Annotated in this window: 26 protein-coding genes; 5 read left to right on the forward strand and 21 right to left on the reverse strand. The window is 56.1% G+C overall.

The annotated features are described in order from the left end of the window. Positions 1 to 184: 184 nt before the first annotated feature. The gene (locus AC6I8K_RS12980; RefSeq protein ID WP_497826856.1) at positions 185 to 1,132 is read left to right on the forward strand and encodes a sugar-binding transcriptional regulator; all 948 of its coding nucleotides are present in this window, start codon (positions 185 to 187) and stop codon (positions 1,130 to 1,132) included. A gap of 147 nt (positions 1,133 to 1,279) precedes the next feature. Here the strand turns inward: AC6I8K_RS12980 and hisP are convergent, their stop codons facing one another. The 15 genes from hisP to AC6I8K_RS13055 all read right to left on the reverse strand — a co-directional run bounded on the left by hisP (position 1,280) and on the right by AC6I8K_RS13055 (position 15,481). Continuing rightward, complete coding sequence (hisP, locus tag AC6I8K_RS12985; RefSeq protein WP_064739343.1) at positions 1,280 to 2,053, reverse strand: histidine ABC transporter ATP-binding protein HisP; 774 nt, start codon at positions 2,051 to 2,053, stop codon at positions 1,280 to 1,282. Between the two features lie 8 nt (positions 2,054 to 2,061). Further along, on the reverse strand, positions 2,062 to 2,778 hold the full coding sequence (locus AC6I8K_RS12990; protein WP_008105190.1) for an ABC transporter permease: 717 nt from the start codon (positions 2,776 to 2,778) through the stop codon (positions 2,062 to 2,064). Then, entirely contained in the window at positions 2,775 to 3,461 is a 687-nt protein-coding gene (locus AC6I8K_RS12995; protein ID WP_064739344.1) for a histidine ABC transporter permease HisQ, read from the reverse strand. The genes AC6I8K_RS12990 and AC6I8K_RS12995 overlap by 4 nt, the downstream gene beginning before the upstream one ends. A 192-nt stretch (positions 3,462 to 3,653) precedes the next feature. Further along, positions 3,654 to 4,436, reverse strand: a complete 783-nt coding sequence (gene argT / locus AC6I8K_RS13000; protein WP_064739345.1) for a lysine/arginine/ornithine ABC transporter substrate-binding protein ArgT — start codon at positions 4,434 to 4,436, stop codon at positions 3,654 to 3,656. 278 nt (positions 4,437 to 4,714) lie between these two features. Next, positions 4,715 to 5,284: a UbiX family flavin prenyltransferase gene (locus AC6I8K_RS13005; protein WP_064739670.1), complete on the reverse strand. Its 570-nt coding sequence runs from the start codon at positions 5,282 to 5,284 to the stop codon at positions 4,715 to 4,717. A gap of 116 nt (positions 5,285 to 5,400) precedes the next feature. Further along, entirely contained in the window at positions 5,401 to 6,918 is a 1,518-nt protein-coding gene (purF, locus tag AC6I8K_RS13010; protein WP_064739346.1) for an amidophosphoribosyltransferase, read from the reverse strand. Positions 6,919 to 6,954: 36 nt separating this feature from the next. Next, a complete protein-coding gene (cvpA, locus tag AC6I8K_RS13015) occupies positions 6,955 to 7,440 on the reverse strand; it encodes a colicin V production protein (protein ID WP_064739347.1) in 486 nt (161 codons plus the stop codon). Positions 7,441 to 7,690: 250 nt separating this feature from the next. Further along, positions 7,691 to 8,440, reverse strand: a complete 750-nt coding sequence (dedD, locus tag AC6I8K_RS13020; protein ID WP_064739348.1) for a cell division protein DedD — start codon at positions 8,438 to 8,440, stop codon at positions 7,691 to 7,693. After that, positions 8,430 to 9,695: a bifunctional tetrahydrofolate synthase/dihydrofolate synthase gene (gene folC, locus AC6I8K_RS13025; protein WP_483817802.1), complete on the reverse strand. Its 1,266-nt coding sequence runs from the start codon at positions 9,693 to 9,695 to the stop codon at positions 8,430 to 8,432. Before folC ends, dedD begins: the two co-directional genes overlap by 11 nt. Positions 9,696 to 9,879: 184 nt before the next feature. After that, positions 9,880 to 10,788 carry an acetyl-CoA carboxylase, carboxyltransferase subunit beta gene (accD, locus tag AC6I8K_RS13030; RefSeq protein WP_007889268.1) on the reverse strand — a complete coding sequence of 303 codons (909 nt, stop codon included), beginning with the start codon at positions 10,786 to 10,788 and terminating at the stop codon, positions 9,880 to 9,882. Between the two features lie 132 nt (positions 10,789 to 10,920). Continuing rightward, positions 10,921 to 11,574, reverse strand: a complete 654-nt coding sequence (locus tag AC6I8K_RS13035) for a DedA family protein (protein WP_064739350.1) — start codon at positions 11,572 to 11,574, stop codon at positions 10,921 to 10,923. A gap of 26 nt (positions 11,575 to 11,600) precedes the next feature. Further along, entirely contained in the window at positions 11,601 to 12,407 is an 807-nt protein-coding gene (truA, locus tag AC6I8K_RS13040; protein ID WP_483817803.1) for a tRNA pseudouridine(38-40) synthase TruA, read from the reverse strand. Continuing rightward, complete coding sequence (locus AC6I8K_RS13045; protein WP_483817804.1) at positions 12,407 to 13,417, reverse strand: aspartate-semialdehyde dehydrogenase; 1,011 nt, start codon at positions 13,415 to 13,417, stop codon at positions 12,407 to 12,409. Before AC6I8K_RS13045 ends, truA begins: the two co-directional genes overlap by 1 nt. Before the next feature lie 101 nt (positions 13,418 to 13,518). Then, positions 13,519 to 14,643 (reverse strand): 4-phosphoerythronate dehydrogenase PdxB, encoded by a 1,125-nt coding sequence (gene pdxB, locus AC6I8K_RS13050; RefSeq protein WP_497826857.1) that lies wholly within the window; start codon positions 14,641 to 14,643, stop codon positions 13,519 to 13,521. A gap of 58 nt (positions 14,644 to 14,701) precedes the next feature. Then, positions 14,702 to 15,481 carry an AraC family transcriptional regulator gene (locus tag AC6I8K_RS13055; RefSeq protein WP_497826858.1) on the reverse strand — a complete coding sequence of 260 codons (780 nt, stop codon included), beginning with the start codon at positions 15,479 to 15,481 and terminating at the stop codon, positions 14,702 to 14,704. 94 nt (positions 15,482 to 15,575) lie between these two features. Here AC6I8K_RS13055 and AC6I8K_RS13060 point away from each other — a divergent pair, with 94 nt between their 5' ends. Together AC6I8K_RS13060 and flk are read left to right on the forward strand one after the other, a co-directional pair. Further along, on the forward strand, positions 15,576 to 16,481 hold the full coding sequence (locus tag AC6I8K_RS13060) for a DMT family transporter (RefSeq protein ID WP_064739355.1): 906 nt from the start codon (positions 15,576 to 15,578) through the stop codon (positions 16,479 to 16,481). A gap of 112 nt (positions 16,482 to 16,593) precedes the next feature. Then, positions 16,594 to 17,625: a flagella biosynthesis regulator Flk gene (flk, locus tag AC6I8K_RS13065; protein WP_497826859.1), complete on the forward strand. Its 1,032-nt coding sequence runs from the start codon at positions 16,594 to 16,596 to the stop codon at positions 17,623 to 17,625. On the opposite strand, the gene AC6I8K_RS13070 is transcribed toward flk, so the two are convergent. Next, complete coding sequence (locus AC6I8K_RS13070) at positions 17,622 to 18,065, reverse strand: rhodanese-like domain-containing protein (RefSeq protein WP_497826860.1); 444 nt, start codon at positions 18,063 to 18,065, stop codon at positions 17,622 to 17,624. The genes flk and AC6I8K_RS13070 overlap by 4 nt on opposite strands. Positions 18,066 to 18,151: 86 nt before the next feature. Here AC6I8K_RS13070 and pdxR point away from each other — a divergent pair, with 86 nt between their 5' ends. Continuing rightward, positions 18,152 to 19,588, forward strand: a complete 1,437-nt coding sequence (pdxR, locus tag AC6I8K_RS13075) for a MocR-like pyridoxine biosynthesis transcription factor PdxR (protein WP_483817809.1) — start codon at positions 18,152 to 18,154, stop codon at positions 19,586 to 19,588. On the opposite strand, the gene AC6I8K_RS13080 is transcribed toward pdxR, so the two are convergent. Both AC6I8K_RS13080 and fabB read right to left on the reverse strand, forming a co-directional pair. Next, positions 19,551 to 20,732 (reverse strand): MFS transporter, encoded by a 1,182-nt coding sequence (locus tag AC6I8K_RS13080; RefSeq protein ID WP_497826861.1) that lies wholly within the window; start codon positions 20,730 to 20,732, stop codon positions 19,551 to 19,553. The genes pdxR and AC6I8K_RS13080 overlap by 38 nt on opposite strands. A 260-nt stretch (positions 20,733 to 20,992) precedes the next feature. Beyond that, on the reverse strand, positions 20,993 to 22,213 hold the full coding sequence (fabB, locus tag AC6I8K_RS13085; protein ID WP_064739360.1) for a beta-ketoacyl-ACP synthase I: 1,221 nt from the start codon (positions 22,211 to 22,213) through the stop codon (positions 20,993 to 20,995). Positions 22,214 to 22,367: 154 nt separating this feature from the next. Here fabB and mnmC point away from each other — a divergent pair, with 154 nt between their 5' ends. Beyond that, entirely contained in the window at positions 22,368 to 24,380 is a 2,013-nt protein-coding gene (gene mnmC, locus AC6I8K_RS13090) for a bifunctional tRNA (5-methylaminomethyl-2-thiouridine)(34)-methyltransferase MnmC2/FAD-dependent 5-carboxymethylaminomethyl-2-thiouridine(34) oxidoreductase MnmC1 (RefSeq protein ID WP_497826862.1), read from the forward strand. A 29-nt stretch (positions 24,381 to 24,409) separates the two neighbouring features. On the opposite strand, the gene AC6I8K_RS13095 is transcribed toward mnmC, so the two are convergent. The 3 genes from AC6I8K_RS13095 to AC6I8K_RS13105 form a co-directional block, all read right to left on the reverse strand. Further along, entirely contained in the window at positions 24,410 to 24,691 is a 282-nt protein-coding gene (locus AC6I8K_RS13095) for a YfcL family protein (protein WP_008101252.1), read from the reverse strand. 30 nt (positions 24,692 to 24,721) lie between these two features. After that, positions 24,722 to 25,267, reverse strand: coding sequence for an elongation factor P hydroxylase (locus AC6I8K_RS13100; RefSeq protein WP_497826863.1), 546 nt, complete (start codon positions 25,265 to 25,267; stop codon positions 24,722 to 24,724). A 67-nt stretch (positions 25,268 to 25,334) separates the two neighbouring features. Continuing rightward, positions 25,335 to 26,132 carry a sulfite exporter TauE/SafE family protein gene (locus AC6I8K_RS13105; RefSeq protein ID WP_064739671.1) on the reverse strand — a complete coding sequence of 266 codons (798 nt, stop codon included), beginning with the start codon at positions 26,130 to 26,132 and terminating at the stop codon, positions 25,335 to 25,337. Positions 26,133 to 26,137: the final 5 nt, after the last annotated feature.

Raw genomic sequence — 26,137 nt, forward strand, 5'->3', positions numbered from 1 at the left:
AATAAACATTTGCCAAAGTTAAGGGCATTTGCCCGATTTCATTTAGCATAGTGCGTGCGACGTCGATCGTTCTGCGAGCCAAATCACAATTAATACTTTTGCTCAATTTTAGGGCTTTTGCTCAATTAGCACATGTTCCGCATATCGCGTTAACATGGCGCACCGGTTTTGACGGAACAGCGCGATGAGCAGAGAAGAGAAAAAACAAGAACTGGCAGCACGTGCGGCCTGGATGTATTACGTGGCGGGCGTGACGCAGCAGGAGATTGCACGCGCATTAGGATTGTCACGTCAGGTGGCACAGCGTTTAGTCTCCAGCGCGCGTGAAATGGGCATGGTGAGCGTAAAGATTGATCATCCGGTTACCCATTGTTTGCATCTGGCGAGCGACGTTCAGGAGAAGTTTGGCCTGCAACTATGCCGCGTGGTGCCTTCCGCCAACCTTGATGATGACGCCATCCAGCAGATGCTGGCGGTAGAAGGCGCGGCGGTAATGGCGCAATACATCAGCGAGGAGCAACCGCAGGTATTTGGCATTGGTTCCGGTAAGACGCTGCGTTCGATGATTGATGCGCTTCCCTGGGTTGAACGACCGCAGCATCAGTGCGTTTCGATGATTGGCGCGATTGCGCGGGATGATTCGGGCACGCGCTACGATGTGCCACTGAAGATGGCGGAGAAGATGCAGGGCAAGTATTTCTTTATTCCTGCGCCACTGTATGCCGACACGCCGCAAGATAAAGCGATGTGGATTCAGCATCAGGTTTATCAGCGCGTGACGTTACGCGCGTTGCAGGCCCATGTCGCTTTCGTTGGCATCGGTGAAGTGCAGCCGGGCTGCCCGCTGCATGCTGAAGGTTTTATCACCGATGCGCAAGTTGCTGCGCTCAACGCACGCGGCGTGGTCGGCGAAATGCTCGGACACTTTTTCAATCAGCAAGGCGAACGCGTGTTGGGGGAAACCGATGAACTGCTGACGAGCGTGTTGCTCGAGAGCCAGACGCAACGCCAGATTATTGGCTTCGCCGGCAGCGAACGTAAATATCCGGCGATCCGCGCGGCGCTGCAGGGCGGCTGGGTGTCAGGTTTGGTGACGGATGAGGATACGGCGCTGAAGTTGCTGCGGGAGTAAAATGTGCTGGCTGTCCCCCATCCCGGCCTTCCCCCGCCAGCGGGGGAAGGAGACGCTGCCACATGCAGCATCAGTACGCACATATTGCAGCATCTTCCTCCCCCATTTATGGGGGAGGACCGAGGTGGGGGACAGCGTGCACAGAAACTACTTCAACGATCCCTTTAAAAACTGCTGCAAGCGCGGGCTTTTCGGGTTTCCGAACAGCTCATCCGGCGTGCCCTGTTCTTCAATTTTGCCCTGATGCAGGAAGATCACGTGATTAGAGACGTGACGAGCAAACTCCATCTCGTGCGTTACCACCACCATGGTTTTGCCCTCTTCCGCCAGCTTCTGCATGATGCGCAGCACTTCGCCGACCAATTCTGGATCGAGCGCAGAAGTAGGTTCGTCAAACAGCAATACTTCTGGCTCCATCGCCAACGCACGCGCAATCGACACGCGCTGCTGCTGGCCACCAGAGAGATGCACCGGATACTTGGCGCGCGCCCGCGCATCAATGCCGACTTTATCCAGATACTTAATCGCACGCTCACGCGCTTCTGCCTTGCTCAGCCCCAGCACCTGAATCGGTGCTTCGGTGACGTTATCCAGCACCGTCATGTGGCTCCACAGATTGAAGTGCTGAAATACCATGGTGAGGCGCGTGCGCAGCATACGCAGTTGCTCTTTGTTAGCGACTTTGAGTTGACCATCAGTGTCGCGCACCAAATTGATTTGCTGATTGCTGACCACAATCGTGCCTTCACTCGGTTTCTCGAGGAAGTTAATGCAGCGCAAGAAAGTACTTTTCCCGGAACCAGACGAGCCAATAATGCTGATCACATCGCCAGCATTAGCCTGCAGCGATACGCCTTTTAATACTTCATGTTCACCGTAACGTTTGTGCAGTTCGGTAACGCTTAATTTATTGTCAGCCATAGTGATACTCAATGCGATGAAGAAGGTTTTACGTGCGCCAGGAAGCGTTGTTCAGCCTTGCGGAACAAGCTTATCAGCCCGTAAGAGATAATCAGATACAGCACCGCAGCGATGCCAAACGCGGTAAACGGCTGATAGGTGGCCGAGTTGATATCGCGCGCGATTTTTAACAGGTCCGGCACGGTGGCGGTAAACGCCAGCGCGGTGGAGTGCAGCATCAAAATCACTTCATTGCTGTACGCCGGCAGTGCGGTGCGCAGTGCCGAAGGCAGAATGATGCAGCGATACAATTTAAACGGCGAGAAGCCATAGGCACGAGCCGCTTCGATTTCACCGTGCGGCACCGAGCGAATTGCACCGGCAAAGATTTCGGTGGTATAGGCGCAGGTATTCAGCGTGAACGCCAGCAGCGTACAGTTAAGCCCGCTGCGGAAGAAGGCGTTGAGCAGTTCAGTACCTTTCACCACTTCCAGCGTGTACATGCCAGAGTAGAACACCAGCAGCTGCACATACAGCGGCGTGCCGCGGAACACGTAGGTAAACAGCCATACCGGCGTAGAGATAAAGCGGTTGGAGGAGACGCGGGCAATCGCCAGCAGCACGGCAAGCGAACCGCCGATCACTACCGAGATGATCAACAACCACAGCGTAATCGCGATGCCAGTAAAACGGTAACCATCGGTCCAGAGCAGCTGTTTCCAATATTCCTGAATAATCTCAATCATAGCTCTGCCCTTTTCACACCCACCGTGTAGCGACGTTCAAGCCACCACAGCACGCCGTTCGACAGCGTGGTAAACACCAGATAAATCACACCCGCCACAATGGCGAAGTAGAACGGCTGCCAGGTGCTTTTTCCGGCCAGCTGCGTGGCTTTCACCACATCTTCCAGACCCAGCAGCGAGACCAGCGCCGTGGCTTTAAGAATAACCTGCCAGTTGTTGCCGATACCCGGCAGCGCAAAGCGCATCATGGCCGGGAACAGAATGCGACGGAAGGTTTGTGAGCCGGTAAAACCGAAAGCCGTTGCCGCTTCGATTTGCCCTTTTGGCACGGCGAGAAATGCGCCACGGAAGGTTTCAGTAAAGTAAGCGCCGTAGATAAAGCCGAGCGTAATGATACCGGCGACCATCGGGTCGATATCAAACTGTGCCAGTCCCAGCGCGTCGGTGATCATATTCAGGACGATCTGCAGACCGTAGAAGATCAGCAGCATCAATACTAAGTCGGGTACACCGCGAATTAAGGTGGTGTAGCCTTCAAACAGCATCGCCAGCGGGCGACTGCGGGAGAGTTTGGCGCCAGCGCCAATTAAGCCGAGCACCACTGCCAGCAACACCGAACTGAGCGCCAGCTCCAGCGTCACAAGGGTACCCTTGAGGATTACTTCGGAATAGCCATACAACATGATTCAATCCTGTCGTGAGGAAAATGTAAAATTACCGTCTAGTGCAAAAAACGGCACTGACCAAGACATTCGAGTCGCAGGAAGGCGGCAAGTGTATGAATTCCCGGGAGCTTACACAAGTAAGTGACCGGGATGAATACACGAAGCCAACGATCCTGCGGCTTGAAGGGCTAAAGTCAGGAGACAGAACTGTTAGTCGCCGTACACGTTGAAATCAAAATACTTCTTAGCAATCTTGTCGTAAGTGCCGTCTTTACGCATTTCGCCAAAGGCTTTATCAATCGCCGCCTTCAAGTCTGCGTCATCTTTACGCAAGCCCATACCGGTACCGACGCCAAAGATTTTGTCGTCCTTCACTGCTGGGCCCGCAAACGCATATTTTGCGCCAACTGGCTGCTTCAGGAAGCCTTCGCTCGCCTGCACTTCATCCTGGAACGCGGCATCAATACGGCCGGCGTTCAAATCCTGATACACCAGATCCTGGTTAGCGTAAGGCGTAACGGTGACCCCTTTTGGCTGCCAGTACTCTTTTGCATAGGTTTCCTGCGTAGTGCCTTGCAGCAGACCAATATTTTTGCCTTTGAGCGATTCAATGGTTGGCTTCAGCGTGGAGCCTTTTGGCGCCACTAAGCGAGCATTTGCCGCGTAGAGTTTTTCAGAGAAGTTGATCTCTTCCTGACGCTTTTCGGTGATAGAGAGAGAAGAGATGATGGCGTCGATTTTCTTCGCTTTCAGCGACGGGATCAGCGCATCGAAATCACTTTCCACATAAGTACATTTAGTCTTGATACGCTTACAAATTTCGTTCGCCAGATCGATATCAAAGCCCACCAGCTGGCCTTGCGCGTTCTTAGATTCGAATGGCGGATAAGTCGGGTCAGTTCCGATGCGCAACGACTGCGGCACAGCGGCGAAGACACTCGCGCTGCTTGCCATTGCCAGCATCAGAGAAAGAGCCAAAACTCGCTTTTTCATAGGTAACCCTCAAGTGAAGTGCTTATTGTTATGTGGTGCGTGATGTGTTGGTTTGCGCTGTAAGATGTGCACATTTCATGCCAGTTATGTGAATCGGCTAAACGCTGCGCAAGCGCACTAAATACTGCGCCCGTGAGCGGCGCAAGCACTTAGTTTGTGAGGGAAATATAACAGCGGTGTGAGGAAGAAAAAGCGACATTGTTAACTTTTGGTGCACAAGATGCACGAAGAGTGATCGCGCACGCGAATTTGCACACCAGCAGTGCATTAATGCACCATTATGCGCCACTCCAGCGCGTGAAAAGATCTTCTGGCAGTTCAATATCGAACTGATCAAGCACGCGATTAACCGTTTGATCGACTAAATCGCCAATCGATTGGGGACGGTGATAGAACGCCGGCACCGGCGGCATAATCAGTGCACCTAGCTCAGCTGCCGTGGTCATCATGCGCAGATGTCCTAAATGCAGCGGCGTTTCGCGCACGCACAGCACCAGCTTACGCTGCTCTTTTAACACCACATCAGCGGCACGGGTCAGCAAACTGTCGCTGTAACTGTGGACAATGCCTGAGAGCGTTTTCATGGAGCAAGGAGCAATCGCCATACCGAGGGTTTTGTAAGAACCGGATGAGATGCTGGCGGCGATATCGCGTACGTCATGCACCACATCGGCCATCGCTTGCACCTCACGCAGGCTGAAATCGGTCTCCAGCGCCAGCGTTTGCCGCGCCGCGGGACTGACCACCAAATGGGTTTCCACTTCCGCCAGCGGTTGCAGCACTTGCAACATGCGCACACCATAGATCGCGCCGCTGGCGCCGGAAATTCCAATGATCAGTCGTTTCATCATTTAGCCTTGCTCGTTCAGATTGCGGCAATGATAGCGGCTCGCTGAGCAAAAATACAAAAACAAACAGGGCGGGATTGCGCCCGCCCTGCTTTTACTCTGCCACCACGTTCGGCTTAGCCTTCGTTGTGCAGCTCCAGGCCTTCTACTTCTGTCTGACGCGCGATGGCTTTGGAATCGTCATTACGCAGCGACTGCAGATACTCAAGGTACTGTTGATCGACATCTTTAGTGACGTAAATGCCGTTGAATACCGAGCACTCGAACTGGGCAATATCCGGATTCTCTTCGCGCACGGCTTCGATCAGATCGTCCAGATCCTGGAAAATCAACGCATCGGCTTTAATCAGCTGGCGAATCTCTTCCACTTCACGCCCGTGTGCAATCAGTTCAGTCGCGCTTGGCATGTCGATGCCGTAAACGTTCGGGAAACGAATTTCCGGTGCTGCTGAAGCCAGGTAAACCCGTTTCGCACCGGCTTCACGCGCCATTTCGATAATCTGTTCCGAAGTGGTGCCGCGCACGATGGAGTCATCCACCAGCAACACGTTTTTGTCACGGAACTCGGCGCGGTTAGCGTTCAGCTTACGGCGTACCGCGCTGCGACGCAGCTGCTGGCCCGGCATAATGAAGGTACGGCCAACGTAGCGGTTTTTCACAAATCCCTGACGATACGGCTTATCGAGGATACGCGCGATTTCCAGCGCGATATCGGTTGAAGTTTCCGGAATCGGAATCACCACATCGATATCCAGATCTTCCCACTCGCGGGCGATTTTATCGCCCAGCTTGGTGCCCATGCGCACGCGCGCGCTGTACACCGAAATTTTGTCGAGGAACGAATCCGGACGGGCAAAATAAACGTACTCGAACAGGCACGGGTTGGTTTTCGGGTTCTCCGCGCATTGACGCGTAGAGAGCTGGCCTTGCTCGGTGATGTACACCGCTTCACCAGGTGCTACGTCACGGATGAATTCGAAGCCCAGCGTATCCAGTGCGACGCTTTCCGACGCCACCATGTATTCAGTGCGGCCATCGGCGATCACGCGCTTGCCCAGCACCAGCGGACGAATACCGTTTGGATCGCGGAAGGCGACCATACCGTGTCCGATAATCATTGATACCACTGCGTAAGCGCCGCGCACCTGCTGATGCACCGCCGCCACCGCAGCAAAAATGTTGTCAGCTTCCAGCGGATAGTGCTGAAAACGGTCCAGCTCCTGCGCGAAGATGTTCAGCAGGATTTCGGAATCAGAGGTGGTATTAACGTGACGGCGACCCGTTTCGAACAGCTGTTTACGCAGCTCATGGGCGTTGGTCAGGTTGCCGTTATGCGCCAACGTGATGCCATAAGGGGAGTTCACGTAGAAAGGCTGCGCTTCAGAGGCGCTGGAGCTGCCTGCCGTTGGATAGCGCACGTGACCAATCCCGATGTTGCCCTGCAGGCGCTGCATATGGCGCGCTTCGAACACATCGCTGACCAGACCGTTAGCTTTACGCAAACGGAAGCAGTTAATAGCATCGATGGTACAAATGCCGGCGGCATCCTGCCCGCGGTGCTGAAGCACCGTTAACGCGTCATAGATTGACTGGTTTACTGGCATGAAACCGGTGATACCAACAATACCGCACATATTGTCATTTCCTCATTAGCCGCACTCCCGATGGTGTCACCGGGGTAAAAAACTCGACGTGCTTTTCAGGTAATCGAAAAACCACCTGATGATGTAACTGAACTGGGGAATGAGTTGCGACTGTTGCCAGTCAGGACTTTTGGAAAAGCCGGTGAATGTATCGAGAAAGAACAGCATAGCAGACACGATCAGCACGCCACGCAACGCCCCGAAACAGACCCCCAACACCCTGTCGGTTCCCGACAAGCCAGTTTTTTCAACCAGCGAGCCGATCACATAGTTCACGATGGCACCCACAATCAGGGTGGCAACGAATAACACCGCGATAGCGATGCCGTTGCGAACCAGTTCGTCGTCAAAACCCGTAAACCAGACTGCAAGGTAGGCGTAATAATGACTGGCGACAAAAAACGCACATCCCCAGGTAACGAGAGATAAGGCTTCCCGGACAAACCCACGAATCAGGCTGACCAGAGCCGAAAAACCAACTACCGCAATAATGACGTAATCAATCCAGATCATGAACTCTTCCAGCCCAGTGCTATCGCACCCCTGCATCCAGTTCGGGGCGCATTCTAACAGAAAAAGAAAACGTTTGCGTAGGGTTTTCCGGTTCTGTTTCCGCAAAAAGGGCGATGAAAAAAACTTTCCTCGCCCTGTGTGTTATCAGCGATTTAATCCACTGATATTTAATAATTTTATTGCCGCGCTTCGCTACAAAATTTTTGTAAAGCCGCGCCTTTTTCTGCCATCGGCGCGGCTTATCAGCGCTTTATCGCGCGCTATACGGTTTCACCACGCCACCGAGGCCGGAGATACTTTGCAGTTCGCTCAGCGAACCTTGCAGCTTCGCTTTATTGGCATCCGGACCGACATAAATACGGGTGATTTGTCCCTGCACCGGCGTGGACGGCACGGTGAAGGCGCGATAACCAGAGAGACGCAGCTGCGCCACAATCTCGCTCACTTTTGCCGCGTTCTTCAACGCACCCAGCTGCACAACAAATGCCTGACCGGCTGGCGCTGCGGGTTCGCTCTGCTTCGGCGTTTCCACCGGTTTAGGCTGTTCCACCGGCTTCGGCTGCTCAACCGGTTTCGGCTTCGGTTGCTCAACCGGTTTTGGCTTCGGCTGCTCAACCGGCTTCGGTTTCGGCTGCTCGACCGGTTTTGGCTTCGGCTGTTCAACCGGTTTCGGTTGGATTTGCTGATGCACCGGCGGCGGCGTTACCACGCTTGGCTCGCTATTCTGCGTCGGCTGGGCGCTGCCATTAGTGGCAGTTTTACCCCCGTTTTGACTCTGCGCCGCACCTGCCCCTTCTGGCGGCTGTGCGGGTAGAGGTTGGGTTACCGGCGGCACCATTTCGCTATCCTGCTGATCGTCCGGTTTTGGCACCAGCGGAATCGCCGCGAACTCTTCTTTATAATGCTTTTTCTTTCCGTCCAGCAGGCCGGGCAACACGATGACACCGATCGCCACCAGAATGACCGTACCGACTAAGCGATTTTGGAACTTACTTGCCACTGCCGTTCTCCGCTGCCATCGATTCCATAACCTGCGCTACGGTGTGAAAAGAGCCACACACCAGAATCACATCTTCGGGACGCGCCTGCTGACGCGCCGCTTGCCAGGCTGCATCAACGTTGCTGTAAGGCACGCCGCCATCCACATGCGCCAGCAGCTCATCGGCTGAGGCACCGCGTGGGCCATCAAGCGGCGCGCAATACCAGCGATCAACCTGCGGCGCCAGCGCCGCCAACGTGCCCGCGATATCTTTGTCGTGCAGCATGCCAACCACCGCATGCACTTCCCCGCTGTGCGCCTCTTCAGCCAGACGCGAAGCCAGATAGTAAGCGGCATGCGGATTGTGCGCCACATCGAGAATCACGCGCGGCGCTTCGCTGACGGTCTGGAAACGTCCCGGCAGAATAGCCAGCGGAAGATGCTGACGAATAATCGCTTCGCTTACCGTCAAACCTGACGCACGCAGCGCGGTAAGTGCGGTCGCAGCATTGGGTAACGGCACCTGCGGCAGCGGTAAATCACGCAGTTCACCGTGCGCATCCTGCAACGTCCAGCTGGCGCCGGTTTGCTGCCATTGCCAGTCGCGATTACGTTGCAGCAGCACGGCGCCCTTCTCAGCCGCGACCTGCGCGATGGTACCCGGCATGTCGGCTTCACCGACTACCGCCGGTTTACCTGCGCGGAACACGCCGGCTTTTTCCCGGCCGATGCTTTCACGATCCGGACCGAGCCAATCGGTGTGATCCAGCGCAATGCTGGTGATCACCGCCACATCGGCATCGACAATATTGGTGGCATCAAGACGTCCGCCTAGGCCGACTTCCAGTATCACCACATCAAGATTGGCCGCGCGGAACAGATTGAAAGCCGACAAGGTGCCGAACTCAAAGTAGGTCAGTGAAATGTCATCGCGTCCGGCTTCAATCGCGGCAAAACTGGCGCTGTGCTGCGCCTCATCCAGTTCAGCGCCCTGCACGCGTACGCGCTCGGTGTAACGTACCAGATGCGGCGAGCTGTAGACGCCCACGCGATAGCCCGCAGCAATCAATAACGTTTCCAGCGTGCGGCAGGTCGTGCCTTTGCCGTTAGTGCCGGCGACGGTGAAGACAAAGGGAGCAGGTTTGAGCAGGTCGAGGCGAGCAGCGACGCGTTGAATACGATCCAGGCCTAATTCAATGGCCTGAGAATGCAGGTGCTCAAGATAATGAAGCCACGTGGCCAAAGGCGACGTGGCTTGAGGAAGAGAATTATCCATGTGTCCCGTTCTTAATAAATACACATCATCCTTCAAGCTGCAGCGGCGTTGGCTGCGTTCATTCACCCCGGTCACTTACCAAAGTCAGCTCCCGGGGATGCATTCACTTGCCGCCTTGCTGCAGCTCGAATGATGTCGTGTAGACGGTGCATTGGAGGAAAGGAAGGTTCCTTTCCGTTGCCTGTCAGGCTTCGTTGCTCTCCGGCTCAGCCACATCAGGCTGATTACCATCCTGCAGCGGTGCTGGCAGGTTCATCATTTTCGCCAGCAGACTTGCCAGCTTAAAGCGCATTTCCGGGCGACGGATAATCATGTCGATCGCGCCTTTCTCAATCAGGAACTCACTACGCTGGAAGCCCGGCGGCAGTTTTTCGCGCACGGTCTGCTCGATAACGCGTGGACCGGCAAAGCCGATCAGCGCTTTCGGTTCCGCCACGTTGAGATCGCCCAACATCGCGAAGCTGGCTGACACGCCGCCCATGGTTGGGTCGGTCAGCACGGAGATGTACGGCAAGCCGCGCTCCTGCATTTTCGCCAGGGCCGCACTGGTTTTCGCCATTTGCATCAGCGACTGCAGCGCTTCCTGCATACGTGCACCGCCTGACGCGGAGAAGCAGATCAGTGGGCAGTTGTCTTCCAACGCCTGCTCAACGCCACGCACAAAGCGCGCGCCAACCACTGAACCCATTGAGCCGCCCATAAAGGAGAACTCAAAAGCCACAGCGACAATCGGCATACCGTGCAGCGTGCCTTTCATCGCCACCAGCGCGTCTTTCTCGCCGGTGTCTTTCTGTGCGGCGACCAAACGGTCTTTATACTTCTTCGAGTCGCGGAACTTCAGCAGATCCTTTGGTTCCAGCTCGCTACCCAGCTCAACCAGCGAACCTTCATCCAGCATGCTATGCAAACGCTCACGGGCGTGCATGCGCATGTGATGGTCGCACTTCGGGCAGACTTCGAGGTTACGCTCCAGCTCGGCGCGGTACAGCACCTGTCCACAGCTATCGCACTTGGTCCACACCCCTTCCGGGATGCTGGCTTTGCGCGTTGGCGTGGCAGTGCTTTTATTCAGTATGCGTTCAATCCAGCTCATTGATGACCTTTCTATTTAATGCTGACCTGGTCCAGTCTTTTCATTGCTGCTGAAATCACCTTCAGCAGGCCGTAAATGTCGCTCATTAAACCACAACCCGTTCACGCTGTGGATAAAAATCTGGTTACGAGCTTACTGTGACTTCTGCTGGCGGCGATGACGCCACACTTCAATTACGCCTGGCAGTATAGAAACAATGATGATGCCGACGATCAGCAGCTTCAGGTTCTCCTGCACAATCGGCAAGTCGCCAAACAGATAACCGGCGTAAGAGAACAGCAGCACCCACAGCAGTGCGCCCGTCACGTTAAAGAGCGCGAAGTGGCGATAAGACATATGTCCCATCCCTGCCACGAAGGGGGCAAAGGTTCGCACGATTGGTACAAAGCGCGCAAGTATAATGGTTTTGCCGCCATGGCGGTCGTAGAACGCGTGGGTTTTATCGAGGTAACTGCGACGGAAAATTTTCGAGTTCGGGTTACTGAACAGCTTCTCCCCGAACAAACGCCCAATGGTGTAGTTCACCGCATCCCCAAGGATGGCGGCAATCACTAACAGCGTCACCATCAGATGCACGTTGAGATCGTTACCCGGCAATGCCGCCAATGCACCGGCGACAAACAGCAGCGAATCACCTGGCAGGAACGGCGTCACCACTAAACCCGTTTCACAGAACAGAATCAGGAACAGAATGGCGTAAATCCAGATGCCGTACTGCGCCACCAGCTCGGCTAAATGCACATCAATATGCAGAATAAAATCGATCAAAAAATGGATGAACTCCATACGACTCCCGACATCCTAATTAACGGTTAATCCGCGAGGAACAACGGTCCCAACGCAGGCTGAGGTAAAGCAAAGTGGGATGGATAATCCACCGCCACCAGATAAAGCCCCTCGGCTTTGGCGGTCGCCGCCGCCAGCTTACGATCTTTGGCCGCGAGCAGCGTCGCCATCCACTCTTCCGGCTGATTGCCCGTGCCGATTTCCATCAGGCTACCGACAATATTACGTACCATATGATGCACAAACGCGTTGGCTTTGATATCCACCACCACATACGGTCCATGACGCGTGACGTTGAGATGCATCACGTTGCGCCACGGCGTACGTGACTGACACTGCACCGCGCGGAACGAGGTAAAGTCATTCTCGCCAATCAGCGCCTGCCCGGCGCGCTGCATCTTCTCCACATCCAGCGGATGATAATAATGGGTAATGCCATTCCCCAGAATTGCCGGACGCAGCCGGTGGTTGTAGATCACGTAGCGATAACGGCGCGCCGTGGCGCTAAAACGTGCATGGAACTCGTCCGGCACTGCTTTCACCCAACGCACCGCGATGTCATCGGGCAGATTGGCGTTAACGCCTAACGTCCAGGCCGCGTCGGCACGCGGCGAGGTGGTTTCAAAATGCACCACTTGCCCGGTGCCGTGCACGCCAGCATCGGTGCGGCCAGCGCAGAACACCACCACCGGGTGATCGGCGACCTTCGACAGCGCCTTCTCCAGCTTTTCCTGCACGCTGCGCACTTCATTTTGCCGCTGCCAGCCGTAATAACGGCTGCCATCGTATTCAATACCCAACGCCAGCTTAAGCGTTTTACCTTCAGGCAACATTAATAGAAATACTCCTGCACCAGCTTCTCGGCGGTTTTGACTGCCATCAGTGCGCCGCCGAAACGGATGTTGTCTGCCACTGACCAGAACTGCAGCAGCTCAGGAATGCCGTAATCATTGCGCACGCAGCCAATGCTCAGTACTTCACTGCCGGAGGCATCGCCTACTTGAGTAGGATAATCACTCTCCTCGCTCAGATTGATATCACCAGAGCGACCCAGTTCATCGCGCGCTTCTTCAGCTGACAACGGACGCAGATTTTCCACATGCACGATCTGCGCATTACCATAGAACACCGGCGCTTGAACGCTGCTCACCGCAATCGGCAAACCTTCATCCTGTAGCACCTTACGCACCTGCTCAACCACGCGGCGCTCACTCTCAACGCTGCCATTGCTGTCAGCCAGCAGCGGCAGAATGTTGAACGCCAGCTGGCGGCCAAAATAGTGCTGTTCAGCAGGCACGCCGTTCAACAAACGCGCGCTTTCACCGGCTAAACCGTCCACCGCGGCTTTACCGTGGCTGGAGGCCGCAATCAGGTTGGTCACCTGCAAACGGCTCAGGCCAGCCAGATCCACCAGCGGTTTGATCGCGCACAACAGTTGACTCACCAGGCTGTCGGCCACGGTGATAATGTTGCGATTACGGTAATCCGCCAGCACTTGCGGATTCACATCTGGCACCACCAGCGGCACGTCCGGTTCAAGCGCGAACAGATCGCTGCTATCAATCACCAGACAACCCTGGCTCGCGGCTTCTTCGGCATAGCGCGCCGAGGCTTCACGTCCGGCGGTGAAAAACGCTAACTGCACCTGCGTCCAGTCAAACTCGGCCGCATCCTGCACCAGCACGGTACGTCCCTCAAAACGTTTGTTCTCACCGGCACCGTTTTCACTCGCCAGCAGATACAACTCACCAACCGGGAACTGGCGTTCAGCCAGCAGTTCCAGTACAGCGTTCCCTACTGCGCCTGTTGCGCCCAGTAGCGCGATATTCCAGCCGTCAGACATGTTGGTTTACTCCAGACAATGACACAAAAACAGAAGGCGGTGTTTTCACCGCCCGAGATTTAGGATTTATCCCCGCACTATTGCAGGTGATTGAATTAACTTTACAAACTGGCACGGAAGCCGAGTTGATTGAGCATCGCCACCGTCTCAGCATCATCGCAGTTCACTTGCAGCGATGACCATTCGCGACGCTCTTCATATTGTTTGCGCAGACGATCAAACTCGCCCGGTTTTGCCGCCACCTTGCGCAGTGGCGCATCGTCGCGGCGCACATCATACACCAGATGCACTAAGCGTTTTAGCGTTGGCTGATCGAGTTTGCCGCGCAGGGTGATAGAACCAAATTCGGGCGCAGGTAACAGGCTTTCTAGTGCGACCTGCTGTGGCTGACCGATAAAATCGCACCAGGCTTCAAACACTTGGGTGGTACCGCGCGCTTTGCCTTCCAGCGTGTAACCCGCGATGTGCGCAGTGGCGATATCCACCTTATCCAGCAGATCGAGCGACAGGTCCGGTTCCGGCTCCCACACATCCAGCACCACGCTGAGATCGTGGCGCATCTTCAACACTTCCAGCAGCGCAGCGTTATCCACCACCGCACCGCGGCAGGCGTTGATCAAAATGGTGTTGGGTTTAAGCGCCATCAGCAGCGCCGCATCGGCCAGATGCCAGCTTTTATACTGGCCCTCTTTAAACAGCGGCGTGTGGAAGGTCAGGATGTCGGCCTGCGCCACCAGATCATCCAGTGAATGGAAGGTTTCCTGATCGCCACGATCGGCGCGCGGCGGATCGCACAGCAGCGTTTTCACGCCCCACGCTTCTAAACGCTTCTGCAGGCGGCCGCCCACATTGCCTACGCCAACAATGCCCACCGTGCGATCGCGCAGTTCAAAACCATCGCGCTCTGCCAGCAGCAGCAGCGAGGAGAACACATATTCCACTACCGCAATAGCGTTACAGCCCGGCGCTGCCGAGAAGCTGATGCCCGCCTCCGCCAGCGACGCATCATCGATATGATCAGTACCCGCTGTCGCAGTGCCGACAAACTTCACCGGCGTACCGGCCAGCAGCGCCGCATTCACCTTGGTAACGGAACGCACCATCAAGCCGCTGGCATCCTGCAGCTCTGCTTCCGGCAACGGGCGTCCTGGTACCGCCAACACATCACCGGTGCGGCTGAACAGTTCATGGGCATAGGGCATATTTTCATCGACGAGAATTTTCACTGCGGCGGTCCTGTCTGGTTGAAATCAACGGGGGCATATTTTGGCATAAAGCCGGGGATTAACCTAACCGACTGCGATAGCGATCGGGCGTGGTACCGGCCTGCTGCTGGAACATCACAATCAGCGCTGATGCCGAACTGTAACCCAACTCATGGGCGATGCCCTGCACGCTGCAACCCTGCTCCAATAATGCGATAGCGCGCAGAAAGCGTAAACGTTGCCGCCACTCGCTGAACGACATATTCAACTGCTGCTGACAGCGTCGCGCCAGCGTACGCTCAGTGGTGAACACGCGCTTCGCCCATTGTGCCAGCGTGGTGTTATCGCCGGGATGCGCTTCGAGGGCGCGCAGAATCGGCGCGAGAAATTTGTCGTCCGACATCGGCAAATAGCTGTTGTGCACTGGGGCCATACGCAGGCGATCAATTAAGACTTCGCAAAGCCGCCAGTCGGCTTGCGTCTGCGGCTGCGCCAGCTCGCGGCGGGCAAAGTCATTCATGATGGCGTGCACGATGGCATCGACATGTAATAAGCAGGCTTTATCGGGCAGGCCCGCACAGCGATCGGCGGCAAGATTGAAAGTACGGAAGCGCGCATCGTTATGGTTATAGCTGCTGTGACGATGCCCGGCAGGAATCCAGATCGGAATATCGGCGGGCGTCAGCAGACGTTCGCCTTCCACTTCCATCTCCAGCACGTGACGGGTGACGAAGATCACCTGCCCCCAATCATGCGCGTGCGCGAGATATTCGGTTTTGGCGTTGACCTCGTCGTAACGCATGAAGTAGCGCAATAAGGGCGCATCAATTGGCGGCTGGTATTCGACTTGAAGATTCATTCTGTCCGGTCACTAACGAATATTGTCCGATTTTAACTATCTACTTTAAACCGGTCAAACGTAAACTATTCGCGATTATTTGAGGAGCTGTATCATGAATTTACTGTTTCCGCTGATCGCGGTGCTGATTTGGTCGATCAACACTATCGTCAGCAAACTCTCGGCGGGAAGTATCGATCCTGCGGCGATCTCTTTTTATCGCTGGCTACTGGCGCTGGTGGTGCTGGCACCGTTCTGCCTGCCAGGCGTGTGGCGTCATCGTCACACCATTAAAACGAACGGCTGGCGGCTGCTGATTCTCGGCTTGCTCGGCATGGTGCTGTATCAAAGCCTTGCCTATTACGCGGCGCACAGCGTTTCCGCAGTGATGATGGGTATCCTCGGCGCGACCATTCCGCTGCTGACCATTCTGCTCAGCCTTATTGTGCTGCGCCTCGCGCCAACACGCGGCATCCTGATTGGCGGCGCGCTGTCGTTCGCCGGTTTGGTATGGCTGGTGAGCGAAGGCAACCCGGCGCAGTTGCTGAACCAACGCCTTGGCAATGGCGAATTGATGATGCTGGCGGCATCAACCTCTTACGCCTTGTACGGCGTGCTGACCAAGCGCTGGGCAATTCCGCTGCCGACCTGGCAAAGCCTGTATGTGCAGATTTTCTTTGGCGTGCTGCTGTTGCTGCCCGGCTTCCTGCGCGCACCGGATGTCACGCTGAACCTGCACAATCTGCCGCTGGTGCTGTATGCCGGACTATTTGCGTCGATTATCGCGCCGTTTCTGTGGATCCTTGGCGTGCAGCGTTTGGGTGCCAGCACCACCAGCATCTTTATGAATTTCGTACCGGCATTTACTGCCATTATTGCCGTGATGTTCCTGCATGAGCAGTTGCATGCCTATCACTGGATTGGTGGCGGCATGACGTTAGTCGGCGTTATTCTGGCGCAACGTCTGAAAACCCCGTTACGCAAGCCGCGCAATGTCACCCTTCCCGATCCCGCTGCCTGAGTTTATTCTCCGGAAAGGCCGCAGCCCCCGTGGATTTCCTGGGGGCTTTTGCTATCATGTGGCCTCTTTTTTCCGGCGCACCCGGATCTGACCCGTTTTCAAGGATTCCGCCATGCAACCTCTCAGCGGTCCCGGTGTGCCCGCGGGCGATCGTTCCCCTTTATCTCAGGCTACTGGCCCGACGCGTCCTGGTGGTCCAGTTGGTGAGCAGCCGCTATCGCCTGCCCAGCGCACCACGCTGGAACGTCTGATTGTACGCATCATGTCGTTAAGTACCCTGAAAGCGCCCGAACTGTGGGCTGGCGTGCGTCATGAAGTCGGTGTGAAAAGTGAAGCTGAGCTGCAATCGCGCCACTTCCCGGCGGCGGAACAGCATCTCAATGGTCGCTTAACCCAGGTGCAAAACAGTCTCGCCACGCGCCAGTTGCTACAACAGCTGCTGGAGAAACTGCCGCAGGGCAATAATCGCCAGGCGGTGAGTGATTTTATTCGTCAGCAGTTTAACCAAACGGTGTTGAGCGCGTTGTCACAGGATCAACTGCGTCAGGTGTTGACGATGCTGCAGAACGGCCAGATAGCGATCCCGCAGCCGCAGCAAACGCGCGTTTCCGATCGCAGTTTGTTGCCGGCAGAGCAGCAATCGCTCAACCAGCAGGTCACGCGGCTTGCTGCCACCACCGGTGAATCCCCAGTGAAATTGCTGACTGATACGCTGAAGCTGGTGAACCTGAAAAGTGGCGATCCAATTCCCTCACGCCACTTCCCGCTGCTGACGCAATATTTGCAGGTTCGTCAGACGTTGGGCCAACACAGCGCGCCAACTTTGCAAATGCTGGAAAACTCGCTGAAGCAGCCACTTACGCATGATGAGCAGCGACTGCTGGAAGATTACAGCCAACAGCGCTTCCAGGCGCTGCCGAATACGGTGCTGACGCCCGCGCAGACGCAGGATCTGCTGAATCTGCTGTTTAGCCGCCGTGCCGAGAAATTGCACGAACAACCGCTGGCGGAGAGTGCAATTCGCCCGCAGCCGATTTGGTCGCCGTTTATTCAGATGCTGCCGCAGCCGCTGGCTCAGCGCCCGGCACTGACGCTGATAGGCGCGCTTTTCGTGTTCATCTTCCTGCTGTGGCTGTTTATCTAACAGCCGCAGTGTGCAGCGGGCGTGGCGAGTGGCCATTCACCCGCTGCCGCGCCCCACGCCATTGGATGACCATCGCGCTTCCAGAAATCCAGTCCGCCAATTAACTCCTTCACCTGAAACCCCAGCGACGCCAGTTTGAGCGCGGCTTTGGTTGAACTGTTACAGCCGATGCCGTCGCAATAGGTGATGTAAACGTTGCTGCGATCGAGATGTGCAGTGGATTCCACATTCATGCTGCGATGGGGAAATGAGAGGGCACCGCAGATATGTCCGGCCTGATAAACCTCTTCAGAACGTGCATCGATCACCGTAATCGCCGAAACTCCCTGCGCCAGATCTGCCGCGAGATCCCACGCATCGGTGTAGTAGGTCAGTTTATGTTGCAGATAAGCCAGGCTTTCGCTGGCACAGGCTGGGGCAAATTTTAACACCGCTGACATCGTATTCTCCTGTTGTGATTTCCCCCAAGTTTACGGCAAAGTGGTCTGCATGCTGATACCACTTTCCATCGAGTGATAAGACCAATATGAGCACCTCGTTTCTCGCGCTGTTTAGCCATCAAACCCAGGGCGGTTTGCGTGAGCGGCTGTGCAATACTTTGCGTCAGGCGATCGCTGATGGGCATTTGCGGCATGAGCAAAAATTGCCGTCCAGTCGCCAGTTAGCAACGGACTTATCGCTGTCGCGCGTCACGGTTGAGGCGGCTTATGCGCAATTAGAGAGCGAAGGTTATCTGCAGCGTCACGGTGGGCGCGGTACTTTTGTCTCGATTCGCATGGCGTTACCCACGCAGAAAAGCCGCATCGACCGCTCGCCACTCTTTTCCCTGCGTGGTCAACAGGTGCTGGCAACCGGCGGCTGTCAGGATCCGCCGTTTCCACATGCCTTTGCCGCCGGTTCGCCAGAACTGCGCGCGTTCCCGCATACGCAGTGGCGCCGCATCAGCAATCAGATGCAACGCACGCTGGGCAGTAAAGTGATGGGCTATGGCGATCCGCTTGGGCTGCCGTCGCTGCGGCAAGCGGTAGCGGATTATCTGGCGCTATCGCGCGGCGTCCGCTGTTCGGCGGATCAGGTGGTGATGCTCACCAGCTCGCAGCAAGCGCTGCAATTACTGGCGCTGATGTTCCTTGATGCATGTGACGACGTCTGGCTGGAAGAACCCGGTTATCCCGGTGCGCGCAACGCGTTTCTGGCGGCCGGCGCACGCTGTCACGCCATGCCGCTGGATGCGGAAGGCGCCGCGCCACTCAGCGGCAGCGCGAAACTGGTGTATCTGACACCCGCACATCACTATCCGACCGGCACGCCAATGAGCCTGGCGCGCCGTCTACAGTGGCTGGCGTGGGCGCGGCAACATGATAGCTGGCTGATTGAAGATGATTACGACAGCGAATTTCATTACGACGATCGCCCCGCTCCGGCGCTACAAGGATTAGAAGCTGATGGTCGGGTAATTTATCTCGGCACCTTTTCCAAAACATTATTCCCGTCGCTGCGGCTGGCGTGGATGGTGGTACCGCCGCAGCTGGTTGAGCCATTGGGACGCGCGCGTAGCGTAATGGATGGTCACAGCGCATTGCTGCCGCAGGCGATTACGGCAGAGTTTCTGCAACAAGGCCATTTCGCCAGCCATTTGCGCTTGATGCGCCAACTGTATCGCAGTCGTCGTGATTGCTTGCTTGAACAACTCAACACGCGACTGCAACCCTGGCTGCAAGCGCTGCCGGCGGCGGGAGGCTTACAGTTAACGGTGCAGCTAATGCACGGCGATGAAGCGCGCTTAACCGAACAGGCTAAATCCATGGGATTGTTACTGCCGCGGCTGTCGCCGCTTTATGCCGGTGCGGTCCAGCAACCGGGCTGGCTGCTGGGCTTTGCGGCGCTAACCCCGGGTGAGATTGTCAGCGCCTGCGATAAGTTGGTTACGCTGTTGTCGCCGCCCGCGCAAACGTCCAGGTGACCAGAATGCCCAGCGCAGCGCAGCAGGCACCCGCGACATACACCGAGCCGTAACCCAGCGCTGTCGCCAGTAAACCGGTCAACGGGCCGCTGGCACCGTACGCAATATCCTGAAACGCAGAGAAGCCGCCGAGCGCGGTGCCGCGAATCTGCGGCGATACACGCTTGATCACCTCGACGCCCAGCGCCGGGAAGATCAGCGAGCAACCGCAGCCGGTCAAAGCCGCGCCAATTAGTGCCATGCCGCTGGAACTGGCAAACGCCAGCAGCAGCAGACCGACGGCTTCGACCAGCAGGGACACCATCGCCACTTTTATGCCCCCGTGATGATCCGGCAAGCCACCAAAGAATACGCGCACCAGCACAAACGCACAGCCGAACGCGGTCAGCGCGAACCCCGCATTGCCCCAGTTTTCTGCGGCAAAGTAGAGCGAGGTAAAGGTGCCAATAACGGCAAAACCGGTACCCTGCAGTGCCAACGCCAGTCCCGGCTGGAAGATGGTTTTCACCACGCTAAGCAGCGATGGGCGCTCGCCACCAACCACCGGCACTTTACGGATCCAGCCATTAATCGCCAGCGACAGCAGCGGCAACAGCAGCGCAACCGCGCCGAGGGCCGCAAAACCGCCGTGCTGGTTAATCAGCAAGCCAAGTGGTGCGCCCGCCGCCAGCGATCCATAAATCGCCATACCGTTCCATGACATCACTAAACCGGATCGTTTACTGCCCACCAGACCCATGCCCCAGGTCAGATTACCGGTGAGCAGCAAGCTTTCACCAAACCCTAACAACAGGCGCCCTACCGCCAGTAAAGCAAATTTCGTCCAGGGTGAAACCGGCAGTAACGCCGCCGCCAGATAAGCGATGCCCACCAACGCGATGGCAAGCATGCCGTATTGTGTGGTGAGTTTCGCACCGTGCTGATCGGCACGTCGCCCGGCAAAGCTGCGCGTCAGCAGCGTGGCAAAAAACTGGATTCCTACCGCTACACCAACCATCAGGTTGCTCATGCCAAGTTCCTGATGGACATACAGCGGGATGACCGGCAGCGCCAAACCTGCTGTGAGGTAGGTGAGGAAGACGGCAAATGAGGTGCAGGCTAACGGCAAAACGGATTGCGTCTGCGTTTCGGCAGTCGTGGCCATGGTGATGCGAACTCCTTGTCATAACCAGACTCACGCTTGCTGCGGTAACAGAAACGGGACATTTGGTTCATATTATCAAGAAATGATAATTTTGTTTCGGATGGAGAGAGTGTAGGCAAGCCGCAGGCTGATTGTCAAAAACAACAAGGGCCGGATAACCGGCCCTTTGCATCAGGTGGTCGCCATAAATGGCGCCCCTACGAAAGCATAACGTGGTTTTCGTAGGGGGCGCATTCATGCGCACCTTGTAACATATGCAATTATGCAGGCAGCTTACGCATGGTTAACGTGGCGTTGGTGCCACCGAAACCGAAGCTGTTCGACATCACGGTGGTCAGCGCTTTTTCAGTCGGCTTGGTCACGATGTTCAGACCTTTACCCGCTTCATCCAGCTCTTCCACGTTGATGCTTGGCGCGATGAAACCGTGCTCCAGCATTAGCAAGGTGTAGATCGCTTCCTGCACGCCTGCCGCACCCAGTGAGTGACCGGTCATGGCTTTGGTAGCAGAAATGGCCGGTGAATGGTCGCCGAACACTTCACGAATCGCGCCCAACTCTTTCGCATCACCAACTGGGGTAGAGGTACCGTGCGTGTTGAGGTAATCGATGGGGGTATCCAGATCTTGCATCGCCATCTTCATGCAGCGCACTGCGCCTTCGCCTGAAGGCGCAACCATATCTGCGCCATCTGACGTTGCGCCGTAACCGACGATTTCGGCGTAGATATGTGCGCCACGTGCCAGAGCGTGCTCCAGCTCTTCAACCACCACCATACCGCCGCCGCCTGCAATGACGAAACCGTCACGGTTGGTATCGTAAGTACGTGAGGCTTTTTCTGGCGTTTCGTTGTATTTGGTCGACAGTGCGCCCATGGCATCGAACTCACAGGCCATTTCCCAGCTCAGCTCTTCACCGCCGCCAGCAAATACGATGTCCTGTTTGCCCAGCTGAATCTGCTCGACCGCGTTTCCGATACAGTGTGCAGAGGTGGCACACGCTGAACTGATGGAGTAGTTCACGCCGTGGATTTTGAACGGGGTTGCCAGGCAAGCCGAAACGCCTGAACCCATCGCTTTGGTCACCACATAAGGACCCACCGCTTTCAGACCGCGTGGGCTACGCATGGCGTCAGCACCAAACACCTGATAACGCGGAGAACCGCCGCCAGAACCGGCAATCAGGCCAACACGTGGGTTTTGCTGATACTGCTCGTCAGTCAGGCCCGAATCTTTGATCGCTTCGGCCATTGAAAGGTAGGCATAAATAGAGGCATCACTCATAAAACGCACGATTTTGCGATCGATGAGCCCGTTGGTATCCAGTTTGACGTTGCCCCATACATGGCTGCGCATACCGGCATCTCTCATCTCTTCTGAGAAAGTAATACCGGAACGGCCTTCACGCAGAGAAGCCAGCACTTCTTGCTGGTTATTACCAATGCTGGAAACAATACCCAGGCCCGTAATCACTGCACGTTTCATTCAATAATCCTCGTTCCACATATTTGGATGACGTGCACTCTAGCGTACAGTTGTAAGCCGAACAAGTCCGATCAGCCATTTCGTTTTGTAAATTTGCGTCATGTGACGTCTGTCGCTAAACTCGCGCCACTGCCTGAAATATGAGCCTTTCCCCGTGAAATTAACCCCGGTTGAACATGCCCAAATAAACTGGAATGAACAGGGTACACCTGTGTCCCGAGCGTTCGACGACGTCTATTTCTCCAACGACAATGGACTGGAGGAAACGCGCTATGTGTTCCTCGATGGCAACCATATTCCGCACCGTTTTGCCGATCATTCGCGCGATTTATTTATTGTCGCTGAGAGCGGTTTTGGGACTGGTCTGAACTTTCTTACCCTGTGGCAAGCCTTCGATCGCTTCCGAAATGAGCAACCCAACGCCGCTTTGCAGCGCCTGCACTTTATCAGCTGCGAAAAATTCCCGCTGACGCACGCCGATCTGATCGCCGCGCATGCCCATTGGCCGGAGCTACAGCCTTGGGCTGAACAGCTGCAACAGCAGTGGCCGCAAGCGTTACCGGGCTGTCAGCGCCTGCTATTTAACGGCGGTGAAGTGACGCTGGACCTCTGGCTTGGTGATATTAACGCGTTAATTCACACCTTTGATGACAGTCTCAATCGTCAGGTAGATGCGTGGTTCCTTGATGGTTTCGCACCCGCCAAAAATCCGGAGATGTGGACGCCAGCGCTGTTCGCCGCAATGGCACGCCTCGCCCGTCCTGGTGGCACGCTGGCAACCTTTACTGCATCCGGTTTTGTACGCCGAGGCTTGCAGGACGCCGGTTTCAGCATGCAGAAGCGCAAGGGATTTGGTCATAAGCGTGAAATGCTGGTTGGTTCGCTTGAGCACGCGGTTGCATTGCCGCACAGCCAGCCGTGGTATGCGCGCCCGCCGGCGAGCAGCCAGGATGTGGCACTGATTGGCGGCGGCGTTGCCAGCGCAGTATTAGCACTGGCGCTGCTGCGACGCGGCTGGCGCGTGACACTCTATTGTGCCGATGATGCACCCGCGCTGGGTGCTTCCGGTAACCGTCAGGGCGCGCTTTATCCGCTGCTAAATCAGCATGATCCGGCGCTGGCGACCTTCTTCCCAGCGGCTTTTGGCTTTGCCCGACGTCTGTACGATCGGCTGCCAGTGGAGTTTGAGCACAGTTGGAGCGGCGTGTTGCAACTGGGTTGGGATGGCAAAAGCGCGGACAAAATCGCGCAGATGCTCAACATGGAACTGCCGCACGACATCGCGTACGGCGTTAATAAAGAAGAAGCACAGCAGCTGGCGGGTGTCGACCTCGACGTCGGCGGCATTTTCTATCCGCAAGGCGGATGGCTGTCGCCTTCACAGCTGACCAGCAATCTGTTGGAATACGCGCAATCGCTGGGATTACGCCTTCACTGGCTGCATCGCGTCACACAGCTAACGCGTAATGAAGAGCATTGGACCCTGCACTTTAGCGAGCAACCGCCGGTGCAGCATCAACACGTGGTGTTGGCGAATGGCCATGCGTTGCTGGAAATCGAGCAGAGCAAAACGCTGCCGGTGTATGCGGTGGCAGGACAAGTGAGCCACGTGCCGACCAATCCGGCGTTAGGTGCGCTGCGCACCGTGCTGTGCTACGACGGCTATCTCACTCCGGTCAGCCCGAATTTCGCCACCCATTGCATCGGCGCCAGTTATCATCGCGGCGATACTGCGACGGATTTCCGTGCCGACGATCAGCAGGAGAATCGTCAGCGGCTGATTCACTGTCTGCCGGAGAGCCAATGGCCGCAGCAGGTTGATGTGTCAGATAACCAGGCGCGCAACGGGGTGCGCTGTGCCACGCGCGATCACCTACCGATGAGCGGCAGCGCGCCAGATTATGAAGCAACGCTTACGCACTATGCCGATTTGCCGGAGCAACGCATGCGCGGCGCTGACGTTGCCGATGCGCCAGTACATCAAGCTTTATTTGTGTTGGGCGCGTTAGGATCGCGGGGTTTGTGCAGCGCACCGTTGGCGGCTGAAGTATTGGCGGCGCAGATGAGCGGCGAACCACAGCCGCTGGATGCAGCCACGCTGGCGGCGATGAATCCGAATCGCTATTGGGTACGAAAACTGCTGAAGGGAAAAAAAGCGGGTCGATAATCTGCGGGGCGAGCGATCGCCCCGAGCGGTTAAGCGGTTTGACGAGCCTGCAGGAACAGATTGTCCCACATGCCTGTTACCAGCGCCTGATCGCGTGGCGACAGTTCACCGGCTGCAATGGCTTTTTGCAAGCTGTTGGTGACATGAGTTTGCAGCGCTTCCGGCGTGTGTTCACCGCTTAGCTCAATCTCCGCCACTGCCAGGGTCAGATGACCACGCAGATAGCCGCCTGCAAACAGCTCGTCATCGCTGGCGTGATCGACCATGTCATCAATCAGGGCCAGAATGCGGGTTTCAAATTCTACGATCATCTCTTCCTCTCTTCTTATAACCTTCGCGGATTATAGATCTTCCGGCCAAGGGAATTGTGCCGCCGTCAGTGGCGGCGTGCCGTAATAAGTCGTCAGTGCATCAATGAAACGGGCTGGTCGTGCCGGAATCCCCTGATCCAGATACGTCATCACCTGTGCATGAACTTTACGCTGAAACGCGATGCGATCTGGCTCACAATCGCCTTCGAGATTGTCACAACTTACGTTGAAGGGAAAGCCCGCCGCAACGCAGAACAACCACTCCAGCGCCTGCGGTTTTACCTCAACCGATTCGAACTGGCTCTGCGTTTGCGCATCGCGTCCGTCCGGGCAATACCAATAACCAAAATCCACCAGCTTGCGGCGCGCTTCCCCGGCAATGCACCAGTGGGAAATTTCATGCAGTCCGCTGGCGTAGTAGCCGTGCGCGAACACCACGCGATTCCACGGTGAGGTTTCATCCGCTGGAAGATAAATAGGTTCGTCGTCGCCTTTAATTAGACGGGTCTGAAAATCGTCAACGAAGCAGCCATCAAAGATGGCAATCAATTGATCGTAATGGTGTGTTGTACTCATAATTTTTAATCTTTAAAAAAAACCGGCGCTATTGTCGCATTGGCAGCCGGTCTTGACGAGTGTTGGATTACAGCGTTGCCAGCCAGGCCATCAATTCCCCGCCGTGACTGTCCCATAACAATTTGGCGCTCATCACCGCAGAAACGGTCACCACCATGGGGCGAATCAGTTTCTGACCGCGGCTCAGCACCAGCTTGGCACCAAGGCGTGCGCCGATAACGGCGCCGAGCAGCATAATCGCTCCGGTGCCCCACACCACTTTTCCGCCGAACATAAAAAACAGCAAACTGCCAAAATTCGAGGTGAAATTTAGGATTTTGGCGTGGGCGGTGGCTTTCGCCAGGTTGAAACCGCACAGCGTCACGAACGCCAACGCATAGAATGAGCCGGCGCCGGGACCAAAGAAGCCGTCGTAGAAACCGACGCAGCCACCGCCCACCAGCGCATAGGGTAAACCGTGCAGACGACGTTCGCGATCCGCTTCACCCAAACGCGGCATCAGCAGGAACCACAAGCCGATACAGATCAGCAGCAGCGGTAAGATTTGGCGCAGCACATCCGCTTGTAAGTGCTGGATTAGAAGGGTGCCGGCTATCGCGCCGAGGAAGGTCATGGCGATATTCAGCCACTGCTCGCTCAGATTCACCGCACCGCGACGGATAAAATAGAGGCTGGCGGAGAAGGATCCGCCGACCGACTGCAGCTTATTGGTGGCTAACGCCTGTGCAGGCGACAGCCCGGCAGCCAGCAATGAAGGCACGGTGAGCAAGCCACCGCCTCCGGCAATGGAGTCGATAAATGCCGCCAGCATCGCCACAAAAAACAGCACGCCAATGACCAGCGGGCTGACAACAAAAAGATCCATTTTAT

This window comes from Pantoea sp. X-Soil-ISGK-421, from assembly GCF_059730785.1.

Excerpts from the sequence above, each read along its gene's own strand:
- folC (WP_483817802.1), bottom strand. The coding sequence starts at position 9,695 with ATGGATAATTCTCTTCCTCAAGCCACGTCGCCTTTGGCCACGTGGCTT.
- AC6I8K_RS12990 (WP_008105190.1), bottom strand. The coding sequence starts at position 2,778 with ATGATTGAGATTATTCAGGAATATTGGAAACAGCTGCTCTGGACCGAT.
- pdxR (WP_483817809.1), top strand. The coding sequence starts at position 18,152 with ATGAGCACCTCGTTTCTCGCGCTGTTTAGCCATCAAACCCAGGGCGGT.
- AC6I8K_RS13080 (WP_497826861.1), bottom strand. The coding sequence starts at position 20,732 with ATGGCCACGACTGCCGAAACGCAGACGCAATCCGTTTTGCCGTTAGCC.
- purF (WP_064739346.1), bottom strand. The coding sequence starts at position 6,918 with ATGTGCGGTATTGTTGGTATCACCGGTTTCATGCCAGTAAACCAGTCA.
- AC6I8K_RS13070 (WP_497826860.1), bottom strand. The coding sequence starts at position 18,065 with ATGTCAGCGGTGTTAAAATTTGCCCCAGCCTGTGCCAGCGAAAGCCTG.
- AC6I8K_RS13095 (WP_008101252.1), bottom strand. The coding sequence starts at position 24,691 with ATGATCGTAGAATTTGAAACCCGCATTCTGGCCCTGATTGATGACATG.
- AC6I8K_RS12980 (WP_497826856.1), top strand. The coding sequence starts at position 185 with ATGAGCAGAGAAGAGAAAAAACAAGAACTGGCAGCACGTGCGGCCTGG.
- hisP (WP_064739343.1), bottom strand. The coding sequence starts at position 2,053 with ATGGCTGACAATAAATTAAGCGTTACCGAACTGCACAAACGTTACGGT.
- AC6I8K_RS12995 (WP_064739344.1), bottom strand. The coding sequence starts at position 3,461 with ATGTTGTATGGCTATTCCGAAGTAATCCTCAAGGGTACCCTTGTGACG.
- AC6I8K_RS13105 (WP_064739671.1), bottom strand. The coding sequence starts at position 26,132 with ATGGATCTTTTTGTTGTCAGCCCGCTGGTCATTGGCGTGCTGTTTTTT.
- AC6I8K_RS13100 (WP_497826863.1), bottom strand. The coding sequence starts at position 25,267 with ATGAGTACAACACACCATTACGATCAATTGATTGCCATCTTTGATGGC.
- AC6I8K_RS13035 (WP_064739350.1), bottom strand. The coding sequence starts at position 11,574 with ATGGAGTTCATCCATTTTTTGATCGATTTTATTCTGCATATTGATGTG.
- flk (WP_497826859.1), top strand. The coding sequence starts at position 16,594 with ATGCAACCTCTCAGCGGTCCCGGTGTGCCCGCGGGCGATCGTTCCCCT.
- argT (WP_064739345.1), bottom strand. The coding sequence starts at position 4,436 with ATGAAAAAGCGAGTTTTGGCTCTTTCTCTGATGCTGGCAATGGCAAGC.
- accD (WP_007889268.1), bottom strand. The coding sequence starts at position 10,788 with ATGAGCTGGATTGAACGCATACTGAATAAAAGCACTGCCACGCCAACG.
- AC6I8K_RS13005 (WP_064739670.1), bottom strand. The coding sequence starts at position 5,284 with ATGAAACGACTGATCATTGGAATTTCCGGCGCCAGCGGCGCGATCTAT.
- truA (WP_483817803.1), bottom strand. The coding sequence starts at position 12,407 with ATGTTGCCTGAAGGTAAAACGCTTAAGCTGGCGTTGGGTATTGAATAC.
- fabB (WP_064739360.1), bottom strand. The coding sequence starts at position 22,213 with ATGAAACGTGCAGTGATTACGGGCCTGGGTATTGTTTCCAGCATTGGT.
- AC6I8K_RS13055 (WP_497826858.1), bottom strand. The coding sequence starts at position 15,481 with ATGAATCTTCAAGTCGAATACCAGCCGCCAATTGATGCGCCCTTATTG.
- cvpA (WP_064739347.1), bottom strand. The coding sequence starts at position 7,440 with ATGATCTGGATTGATTACGTCATTATTGCGGTAGTTGGTTTTTCGGCT.
- AC6I8K_RS13045 (WP_483817804.1), bottom strand. The coding sequence starts at position 13,417 with ATGTCTGACGGCTGGAATATCGCGCTACTGGGCGCAACAGGCGCAGTA.
- AC6I8K_RS13060 (WP_064739355.1), top strand. The coding sequence starts at position 15,576 with ATGAATTTACTGTTTCCGCTGATCGCGGTGCTGATTTGGTCGATCAAC.